Genomic DNA, 7306 nt, shown 5'->3' on the forward strand with positions numbered 1-7306 from the left:
CAGAGTTCAGCCGCGCGCGGCGTAGGCGATAGGCAGTTAGTTAGTGTTGATCAGATTATTGCTTAGTTAATTAATTCTGATCGGTTTCTTGCTTAGTTAATTGGTATTAATCAGTTAATTACTTTGTTAGTTAGTGTTGATTAATTAATTACTTGGTTAGTAGTAAGCACGGAACCAGGCAACGAAGCGCCCCAGTCCCTCATCCAGCTCGATCCTTGGCTGGAAATCGGTCGCGCGGGCCAGGTCGCTGGCATCGGCGCAGGTGTTGAGGACATCGCCGGGTTGCAGAGGCAGTAGCTCGACCCGGGCTTTTTGCCCCATGTGTTTTTCCAGTAGCGCCAGATACTCCTTGAGCTCCACCGGATGCTGGCCGCCGATGTTGAAGATCCGCCAGGGCGCCATGCTCGTGGCCGGGTCCGGTTGCTCGCGGTCCCATCGAGCGTTGGCTCGCGGTGGGCTTTCGATCAGACGCGCGATGCTCTCGATAATGTCGTCGATGTAGGTGAAGTCCCGCTGGTGCTCGCCGTAGTTGAACAGCTTGAGTGGGCGTTCTTCGGCGATGGCCCGGGCGAACTGAATCGGCGACATGTCAGGCCGTCCCCAGGGGCCGTATACCGTGAAGAAGCGCAGGCCGGTGCAGGGAATACCGAACAGGTGGCTGTAGCTGTGGGCCATCAGTTCGTTGGACTTCTTGGTCGCGGCGTACAGCGACAGCGGATGATCGACACCATCGCGCACCGAGTACGGTGTGTGCTGGTTGGCGCCATACACCGAACTGGACGAGGCGTAGATCAGATGCTTGACCGGGTGTTTGCGGCAGCTTTCGAGGATGTTCAGGAACCCGCTCAAGTTGCTGTCCAGGTACGCCCGGGGATTTTCCAGGGAGTAACGCACCCCGGCCTGGGCCGCGAGGTGGATCACCACTTCGGGTTGTTCGTTGGCAAACAGTGCCTCGATGGCCGTGGCATCGGCCAGGTCAATCGTTGAGAGCGGGAAAGGGCGTGCCTGCTCCTGCACCCAACGCACACGATCGTGCTTGAGTTGCGGGTCGTAGTAGCTGTTGAAGTTGTCCAGGCCGAACACCTGATGTCCATCGCGCAACAGTCGCAACACGCAATGGGCACCGATAAAACCGGCCGCTCCGGTGACCAGAATCTTCATGGACGCAAGGCCTCGGGCACGATGTGGCGCAGGCCAATGCCGCAGTAGTGCAGGCCGGCGGCCGCCACTTGTTCCGGGTTGTACAGGTTGCGTCCGTCGACGATCACCCGTGCACGCAGCTTGCTCGCCAGTGTGTCGAAGTCGACCACGCGGAAGTTCTTCCACTCGGTGCAGATCACCAGGGCATCGGCGTCTTCGAGTGTGTCATCGCGGGTGGCGCACAGATGCAGGTCGTCGCGGTAGCCGTAAAGGCGCCGGCATTCGGACATGGCTTCCGGGTCGTAGGCCTGCACGCTCGCGCCTTCGGCCCAGAGGGCTTCCATCAGGTAGCGGCTGGGTGCTTCGCGCATGTCATCGGTGTTGGGCTTGAACGCCAGGCCCCACACGGCGATGGACTTGCCGGCCAGCCCTGCGGGAAATTGCGCCTTGAGTTTGCTGAACAGGATATGCCGCTGGTGGTCGTTGACGTCGGTCACGCTGCGCAGCAGCTTCAGTGGCATTCCGGCGTGTTCGGCGGTGTGCAGCAGGGCGCGCAGGTCCTTGGGAAAGCACGAGCCGCCGAAGCCGCAACCGGGGTAGATGAAGTGGTAACCAATGCGCGGGTCCGAGCCTAAGCCTTTGCGCACGGCTTCGATATCGGCGCCCAGCAACTCGGTGAGGTTGGCCAGTTCGTTCATGAAACTGATGCGCGTGGCCAGCATCGCGTTCGCCGCGTACTTGGTCAGCTCGGCGCTGCGGTTGTCCATGAACATCAACTTGTCGTGGTTGCGGCAGAAGGGCGCGTAGAGATCGCTCATCTGGTCACGGGCTTCGTCGTCACTGGTGCCGACGATGATCCGGTCCGGGCGCATGCAGTCGGCCAGGGCGCTGCCTTCCTTGAGAAACTCCGGGTTCGACACCACCCGTACCTTCAGCGAACCTTTGCCGCGACGCTGCAACTCTTCAACGGCGGTGGCACTGACCTGGTCCGCTGTGCCCACCGGCACCGTGGACTTGATGATCAGAGTACGGTCGGCCTCCATTAAATTGGCAATCTGCCGGGCCACGTTCAGCACATGGCTGAGGTCGGCCGAACCGTCTTCGTCGGCGGGTGTTCCGACGGCGATGAAGATCAGCTCGGCGTGCTCCACCGCATCGCTGGCCTGGGTGGTGAAGAGCAAGCGACCGGCCTTGATGTTTTCTTCAAGGGTGCCGGAAAGTCCTGGCTCACTGATCGGTGGTACGGCCTGTTGCAGTTGCCGGATCTTGTTCGGATCGATGTCGACACACAGGACACGATGTCCGACATCAGCCAGTGCCGCGGCTTGAATCAGGCCAACGTAGCCCGTACCAAATACGCTCACGTCCATACTGGCGTGCCTCGTAAGACGGTGGAAAGTTGCGAAATAAGACTGTCAAAAGGGGTATAGACGAGCCTTGGCAAACCGTGTCAGCAAATTGGCATGTCGAATGGGCAAGACAACCCCCAAAGTTGGGGCCATTTGCCATTAAAGTCGCACCACTATTGGGGTTTCCCCGATTTTGGGCTCTTTTCGAGATTTTCAATTAAACGATGGACGGTCGTAAGTCTTGAAATACAAGGGCTGTAGCTGCTCGAGCGCGTCAGATTTGAGTCACCTGTTTTTTGACGCTTTATCCCGAAGTCCGCCAGTTCTTACGCAAAGATGGCACGGTGCTATCGTCAAGAAACGACCGACAAACTATTGGCGATCGACCTGGAAAATCGTTGCAAACACAATGAAACGATCGGTCGACGGCGGTGCCCGGAGCGAGCAGTTTTTAGAATGAGGTCAAGCCTTGGGCAGGCACGGGTCAGTTGCTCTACCTTGCCGGGTTCGCCAGGCTCCCGGCGCGCACCCCAGCCACCGCAGGCAAGCACGGTTGAAGCTTTGCACATCGCTGTAACCCAGACGGTCGGAAATCTCCACCAGCTCCAGGTCCGTTCCCTGCAAAAAATCTTCGGCCCGGTAGCGGCGGTATTCGTCGAGCAACTCTGAAAAACTCCAGCCCAACGCCTTCAAGCGTCGGGCGGCGGTGCGCTCGAGCAAGTGCTGGGTGGCACAGAATTGCTGCCAGTTGGCCTCGGCGAGGTCGCCGATCAAATGGTCGCAGACTTGCTCCAGCAAGGTCGGTTCGCTGTTGCGTCGGGTCTGCTCCAGCAGTTCGACCAGCGTGTGTTCCAGTTCATGATTGCCTGGCGTCAACGGGATGACGAACAGCTGTGGATCGAGGCGGATCGAGTGCTGCGCCTGCCCCCATTGCACCAGTGCGCGAAAGGCTTGTTGATGTTCCTGCGCATTGGCCGTGCAAGCACCGGCCAGTCCGACGCCCAGAATCGGATCACGCTCCAGGCCACTGGCGAGGAATTTGCGCCGCAACATGCTGCACAGGCTGATGAGGATGTAATCGGTGGTTGCCGCGCTGGTTTTCACGCTGCCACGGTCGAGCAGGTGCAATTCGACGCTGTCGTCGCCGCGCACGATCTGCGCCTGGAAGTGCCCGTTGAAAAACGGAAAGAAACGCACGAAATACTGGCAGGCGCTGTCCAGTGAGGCGGCCACGTCGAACAGGTACGTCAGGCCGTTGGTGGCGGTGGAAACGAAGCGCCGGCCAGCCGCCAGGCCTATCAGCGGGTCGCCGGTCTGCTCCAGGGCAAACGCCCAGAAGCGCCGCGACATGAACAGCGGAATGCGCATGAATGGCGTGCGCAACTCGAACAGGCTGCGGCGAAACAGGCCTTCGATACTGTCCCGGTCCACGCCACGGGCCAGCAACTCTTCGATGGCCGGCAGCAGGGTCGGCGCGTAGAACGCATTGGGTATCGATTGATCGTGCAGTGGCTGATCGCTTTTTGTCATGTAGGGCTCACAGCTTGTTCCGGAACACTGGTTAGGCTGCCCGACGTTAAGCGATTTGCCGGAGCAAGACCATGCTTGATTTACGCCAGCTCGATTTGAACCTGTTGCTTGCCTTCGATGCGATTTACCAGCAGCGCAGCGTCACCCGTGCGGCCGAGGTGATGTGCCTGTCGCAACCGGCCATGAGCAATGCGTTGCGTCGCCTGCGCGAATTGTGCGGCGATCCGCTGTTCATCAAGAGTCGCCTGGGGGTGACGCCGACACTGGTCGCCCATCGTCTGGCCGACTACGTGCGTGCCGCGCTCGAGTCATTGCGCGATGGCTTGCGCATGATTCCCGCCGCGCGACAGAACAATCCGCTGCTGCGCATCAGTTGTCTGGACTGCCTGCAACCGGTGCTGCTCGATGCCTTGCTCGAATCGCCCCACGCCGATTGGCAGGTGCGTTACTTCCAGCCCCGGCGCCGTGACGCCTTGCAGGACCTGGCCAGTGGCAAGCTGGATATCCTGATCGACCTCGACCAGCCCCTGGCCGGGCTTGCCGGCCTGCACAAACAGGCATTGCCCGCCGACCATTACGTGTTCGCCTATGGCGCCGCGCTCAAGGAACCGCCGCGCACCCTGCAGGCGTATCTGGAGCAGCCGCAGATCCAGGTGTCGAGCCGCCGCGACGGGCTCAGCCCGGTGGACTTGCAGCTTGGCTTGAAAGGCCTGCGCCGCAATGTGGCGATGAGCACCCAAAGCACCCTGGCGGCAAAGCTGATCGCCGATCGCCAGCCGTTCGGCATCAGCCTGCCAAGCCGGGTCGCCAGTGTGCTGGGCCTGCAACACGTGCCGCTGCCCCTGGATGAACCGGTGGAATTGAAACTGGCGCTGTACATCGAATCGCGTTATCGCTTCGAGCGCAGCCGCGAGGAGGCGATGCATTGCCTGCTGCGCGCCCTCGGTGAGCCCCGGGCATTGCAGGCGCTGGTGCGGCGTGCGTGATGCTCACATATCCAGGGTTGTGCATTGCATTGTGGCGAGGGGGCTTGCCCCCGTTCGACCGCGAAGCGGTCATAATACCAATGCAGGGTTCTACTTGAAGAAATGGGCAGACAGTTTTGGGGCCGCTTCGCAGCCCAACGGGGGCAAGCCCCCTCGCCACAGGGATTGTGCAACTGCTTGAAGGGGCTAATTCGACGCCAACAAGCGCCGGTCAACCGACAGCACCGCATCGACCATCGCCAGCGCGGCCGGTGTCAGGGAGTGGCCGGCGCGGCTGACGATGCCGTAGTGCAATTGCAGGCCGGGGTCCTCCTTGGGCACATCGGCAAATTCCAGCAGGCGGATCAGGCCCTGGTCGACCAGTTCGGCCAAGGCCTCCACGGTGGCGATGCCCACCGCGTCGGAACGCATCACCACGCGGCGGATGGCGTCGAATTGCGCGCATTCCACGCTCGGGTTGAAGTCCGCCTCGCCCTGCACGTCGGCGAGGATCTTGCGGATCATCGGCGGTATTCGCGTGCCGACCACCGCGTAGTCGAGCAGGACGCGCAGGGACAGGTTCTGCTGCTGCACCAAGGGATGACCGACACGGCAAAAGAACCGCCCGCGTCGAGGGCGCAACAGCTGTACATGATATTGCGGGTCGCCGGTGAAGTACCGCGCGTCGGCCACGAGGAATTCGATTTGCTGCTCACGAAGCCAGACCGCCAGTTGCTCCCAGTCGCCCTGGTGGAAACTGATGCGGATCGCCGGGTGGGCCTGGATGAATTCCGCCAACGCCTCGGGCACCAACACCTGGGCCGGGTACGGGCCGCAGCCGAAGTGCAACTCGCCACCGGTCAGGCCGTTGTATTGCGTCAGTTCATTGTGCAAGGCCTGGCTGCCGGCGAGCAGGCGCCGGGCATGTTGCAGCACCAGTTCACCCTGGCCAGTCAGGCGGAATTCGCGGCTGCTGCGTTCTACCAGCGCGCAGTCGAGGTCGCGCTCCAGGGTCTGGATGCTGCGACTGAAGGCGGGCTGGCTGAGGTTGATCGCCTCGGCGGCCCGACCGAAGTTGCGGTAATCGGCCAGGGCGACAAGGTGGCGGAGTTGTCGTAAGTCCATCATGCATCTCCTGCATTCGGCGGATACTTTTAATGCATTGGATCGATAGCACAGAGGCTGGCATAAGTACACGCCTGTCTTCTCGCCGTAACTTGCCATGACCAGCCAACCGTTCATTTCCAGCGCCTTCACCCGCACCATTCTCAGCCATGCCCGGCAGTCCGGACTGTGCCAGGACCAACTGTTGGAACGGGCCGGCATCTGCCTGTCGTTGCTCGAAGGGCAGGACCTGCATGTGCCCGTGCACTTGGTCGAACGCCTGTGGAGTGAATGCGAACGTGCGGGCGCGGGGGTGTCGTTTGGCTGCGATCTGGTCAATGGCATGGCGACCACTACGCTGCGGGGTTTGAACATTCTGCTGGACTCCGCCGCGACCCTGCGTGCGAGCCTGGCGTGTTTCACCGACTTCCTGCCACGGGTGACCAACTACGTACTGGCGGAACTGGAGGAGGGTGACGGGCAGGCTCGTCTGCACTTGCGCAGTGTTGACCGGCAGCCGCATTTTTTCGGCCTCGATGCGGCGACCCTGACGTTGGTGCGCAATATCGCCCGACGTTTGGGGCGTGCGCCGGCCGAGGTGTTCGTCGCGGTCCACCTGACGCCGCAACAGGCTGCCGGGCAATGGTTGCGTAGCGCTGGTGTCGAGGTGCTGGAGGGTTCACATCCGTGTCTGAGCCTGCCGGCGGCCAGTCTTGATGAGCCTCTGCTCGGGGCCAATGGGTTTTTGCATCAGAGCATGTTGCGGCACTGGCAGACTGCGGCGGCGCAGCATGCCCGCAGTGACAGCCTGGAGATGGCGCGGCACTGGTTGACGGCGGGGGATCAGCCGATCGAGCGGATTGCCGAGCGGTTGGGGTATCGGCAGCCGAGTAATTTCATTCGGGCGTTTCGTAAGCAGTTTGGGATTACGCCTAAGCAGTTTCGCCTTGGTTTGTAGGTGATGGGGTCGGTGTACATATCCGTTTCTGCGGTAATGGCGGCTGGCGGTTTCGCCCTTACGGCGAGTCCCTTTTGTCAAACGACACAAAAGGAACCAAAAAGTCTCGCCCCTTACGTACGGCCCCTCGCTAAGGCTCGGCGTTCCTTCGCTGCGGTATTCATCCGGGGGCATTGCCCTCCGGTCGGCTTCGCTTCGACCTACATGCAATGAGTTCGACTGCGTCGAACGGCGCTGCGCGCCAATCCCCGGATGAACAC

The 7306-nt window shown here is 61.2% G+C and carries 6 protein-coding genes; 2 read left to right on the forward strand and 4 right to left on the reverse strand.

Features of this window, described 5'->3' with window-relative positions; genetic code table 11:
- Positions 1-156 precede the first annotated feature (156 nt).
- The 3 genes from KGA96_RS27740 to KGA96_RS27750 form a co-directional block, all read right to left on the reverse strand.
- Complete coding sequence (locus KGA96_RS27740; protein WP_046043673.1) at positions 157-1161, reverse strand: NAD-dependent epimerase; 1005 nt, start codon at positions 1159-1161, stop codon at positions 157-159.
- Positions 1158-2510, reverse strand: a complete 1353-nt coding sequence (locus KGA96_RS27745; protein ID WP_223515675.1) for a UDP-glucose dehydrogenase family protein — start codon at positions 2508-2510, stop codon at positions 1158-1160. The genes KGA96_RS27740 and KGA96_RS27745 overlap by 4 nt, the downstream gene beginning before the upstream one ends.
- A gap of 441 nt (positions 2511-2951) precedes the next feature.
- On the reverse strand, positions 2952-4019 hold the full coding sequence (locus KGA96_RS27750) for an AraC family transcriptional regulator (protein ID WP_223515678.1): 1068 nt from the start codon (positions 4017-4019) through the stop codon (positions 2952-2954).
- A 71-nt stretch (positions 4020-4090) separates the two neighbouring features.
- On the opposite strand from KGA96_RS27750, the gene KGA96_RS27755 reads away from it, so the two are divergent.
- Entirely contained in the window at positions 4091-5005 is a 915-nt protein-coding gene (locus tag KGA96_RS27755) for a LysR family transcriptional regulator (RefSeq protein WP_046043676.1), read from the forward strand.
- Between the two features lie 186 nt (positions 5006-5191).
- Here the strand turns inward: KGA96_RS27755 and KGA96_RS27760 are convergent, their stop codons facing one another.
- Positions 5192-6112, reverse strand: a complete 921-nt coding sequence (locus KGA96_RS27760) for a LysR family transcriptional regulator (RefSeq protein ID WP_223465622.1) — start codon at positions 6110-6112, stop codon at positions 5192-5194.
- Between the two features lie 94 nt (positions 6113-6206).
- Here KGA96_RS27760 and KGA96_RS27765 point away from each other — a divergent pair, with 94 nt between their 5' ends.
- On the forward strand, positions 6207-7046 hold the full coding sequence (locus tag KGA96_RS27765) for an AraC family transcriptional regulator (protein ID WP_223515682.1): 840 nt from the start codon (positions 6207-6209) through the stop codon (positions 7044-7046).
- Positions 7047-7306: the final 260 nt, after the last annotated feature.

Origin of the sequence: Pseudomonas sp. GL-R-26 (genome assembly GCF_019947365.1) — a bacterium.
Classification (GTDB): domain Bacteria; phylum Pseudomonadota; class Gammaproteobacteria; order Pseudomonadales; family Pseudomonadaceae; genus Aquipseudomonas.